Source organism: Bradyrhizobium sp. Leo170 (assembly GCF_004296405.1).
Lineage (GTDB): Bacteria > Pseudomonadota > Alphaproteobacteria > Rhizobiales > Xanthobacteraceae > Bradyrhizobium.
This window is the reverse complement of sequence record NZ_PSRR01000742.1, coordinates 1-1,159: the sequence shown is the minus strand read 5'-3', so window position 1 is coordinate 1,159 and position 1,159 is coordinate 1. Positions and strand designations below refer to the sequence as shown.

2 protein-coding genes are annotated in these 1,159 nt (G+C 65.1%); both read right to left on the bottom strand.

Going from position 1 to position 1,159, the window contains the following annotated elements; genetic code table 11:
- Nucleotides 1-384 (bottom strand): endonuclease domain-containing protein (locus tag CWO89_RS44400; RefSeq protein ID WP_130584407.1); only part of this gene is annotated, 384 nt, incomplete at its 3' end.
- Between the two features lie 72 nt (nt 385-456).
- Nucleotides 457-1,159 (bottom strand): DUF1501 domain-containing protein (locus CWO89_RS44395; RefSeq protein ID WP_130584406.1); only part of this gene is annotated, 703 nt, incomplete at its 5' end.

Here is a 1,159-nt window from a genome sequence, read left to right as displayed (position 1 = left end):
ATAGCCGTCCTTCACGGGGAGAGGGTGGGGTGAGGGGCTCTCTCCGCGAAGTTCAGTCTGAATCGTACTGAGAACGCCTTCGAGATTACCGAGGACATCGTTGTTCCAAAAGCGGAGCACTCTGTAACCCTCCTCAATCAGGCGGCGATCGCGCACTGCATCGGACGCAGACTCGCTGTGCTGCCCGCCGTCTACTTCGATGATCAACAACTTTTCGCGGCAGACAAAGTTGCAAACGTAACCGATTATCGGTTGCTGCCGGACAAATTTATGCCCGTCGATCTGACGGCTGCGAATACGATTCCAGAGAACCGTCTCTGCATCCGTTTGATTTGCGCGTAACTTTCGCGCGATTCGGATCATTTTTTCATTACGGCCACGCATCGGCTTGCCCCTCACCCGGAGTCGGCGCTGCGCGCCGCCTCCGACCTCTCCCCGCAAAGAGCGGGGAGAGGTTTATACCACCACCAACCCCTGCATCGGCTTCGCGGTGCGGCTGTCGGGGAATACCGACTCCGCCAGCACGCGGTCGGCGAGCCCGAACTGGTCGTGCAGCACGCCTTTCATCACCGCACGCAAATCGGTGGTCGGTGCGAGGTCGCGGCCCTGGTAGAGATTGACGGGCTTCAGGCCGGGCCAATCCGAGATCACGCGTCCGCCTTTCACCGCGCCGCCGGCGAGCAGCGCGATGGTGCCGGTGCCGTGGTCGGTGCCTTCGGTGCCGTTGATGCGCGCGGTGCGGCCGAACTCGGTGGCGACCACGATCACGGTATCGCGCCAGCGTTCGCCGAGCCCGCTTTCGAATTCCGCCAGCGCGCCGTCAAGGCCGCCGAGCAGTTGTGCGAGACGGCCGGCCAGTCCGCCTTCCTTGGCATGGGTATCCCAGCCGTCGAAGGCGAGCGCGCCGATCCGCGGTCCGTCATCGGCCGCCATCAATTTCGCCGCGCCGCGCGCCACCAGCCGCATCGCGCCGACGCCATTGGTGCCGGGCTTCGGCTTCATCTCGTCGCCTTTCGCGACCTTCTCGAGCTGCAAGCCCTGCGTGAGCGCCGAGGCGAGCGCGGGATCGCGATGCCGATACAGCTCGAGCAGGCGCATCGCGGTGTCGTCATCGGCCTGCGGCAGCGCGACCGGCGCCCAGCCGACCGTCGGCGCCGCG